This window comes from Bradyrhizobium oropedii, from assembly GCF_020889685.1.
Classification (GTDB): domain Bacteria; phylum Pseudomonadota; class Alphaproteobacteria; order Rhizobiales; family Xanthobacteraceae; genus Bradyrhizobium; species Bradyrhizobium oropedii.
In genome coordinates this window covers 1-866 of record NZ_JACMYO010000460.1, presented here as the reverse complement: position 1 = coordinate 866, position 866 = coordinate 1, and the positions used below count along the sequence as shown (strand labels likewise).

Genomic DNA, 866 nt, shown 5'->3' with positions numbered 1-866 from the left:
CTAGTTCTCGAAGTGTTCGTCGAGCTGCGGCGGCCGGTAGCTGCGCCGCTTCGCCTTGAAATATTCGCGCGCGAAATGGATGCCGATCCCGATCAGGAACGGCGGGGCAAGCGCGGCAGCGATCATGAACACCGTGATCGACTTCGGCGTCAGGATGTCCAGCACCATCGACGCCAGCAGCCACAGCGTGGCTGCAATCACCGCGACGTCGACATGCTTCATTCCCCGCTCTTTCCCTTGGTCCCTGACTACGATCCGGGTTCCATCCTACCGGCTGACCTCGCACGCGCCAAGGATTCCGGCGGCAGGCGATACCTCCAGTCCTTCACTTTTTTGGAACGCGCTCTTTTGGAACAGCGCTCGCACGGGCGACGTTGGTCCTGAGTAACCAGGCGTGGAGGACGTGATGGGCAACTCCAGTGACATCCACAACGGCGTCGACCATCCAGCGAGCCAGAACGGCGTCAACGACCCCGTCGGCGGGGTCGACGTGAAGCGGACGTTCTGCGACAACCAGACGCCGCACGAACGGGCGCAATGGGCCGCCGATGTGCGTGCCGACGCCTCGCCGAAGCATGACGAGGCGTTCCTTCCCGAGGCGCTGCGGCGGCAGCCGACCGCGCCACTCAATCCGCGCACCGGCCGCCACCCCACCGACTAGCTAGAGCAATATCAAGTTATGGAGACGTCGCAGGGGGCGTTGCCAAAATATCGAAAACAACCCCATGCAAAGTAGCCGGCGGCGGCCGGCGTTCGAACCAAGCAACTTGACACGTCGGGCAACTCAGAGGCATTCTTCTAATATTCCGAAATTGCGCAAGTGTCCCCTCGCCTGATTCGCGGCAGCACCTAATCGCATCTGGCTC

Annotated in this window: 2 protein-coding genes; one reads left to right on the top strand and one right to left on the bottom strand. The window is 62.1% G+C overall.

Going from position 1 to position 866, the window contains the following annotated elements; genetic code table 11:
• The gene (locus H8A95_RS43275) at positions 1 to 222 is read right to left on the bottom strand and encodes a hypothetical protein (RefSeq protein ID WP_163158569.1); all 222 of its coding nucleotides are present in this window, start codon (positions 220 to 222) and stop codon (positions 1 to 3) included.
• A gap of 184 nt (positions 223 to 406) precedes the next feature.
• Here H8A95_RS43275 and H8A95_RS43270 point away from each other — a divergent pair, with 184 nt between their 5' ends.
• Complete coding sequence (locus H8A95_RS43270) at positions 407 to 661, top strand: hypothetical protein (RefSeq protein ID WP_229188484.1); 255 nt, start codon at positions 407 to 409, stop codon at positions 659 to 661.
• The last annotated feature ends 205 nt before the right edge of the window (positions 662 to 866 follow it).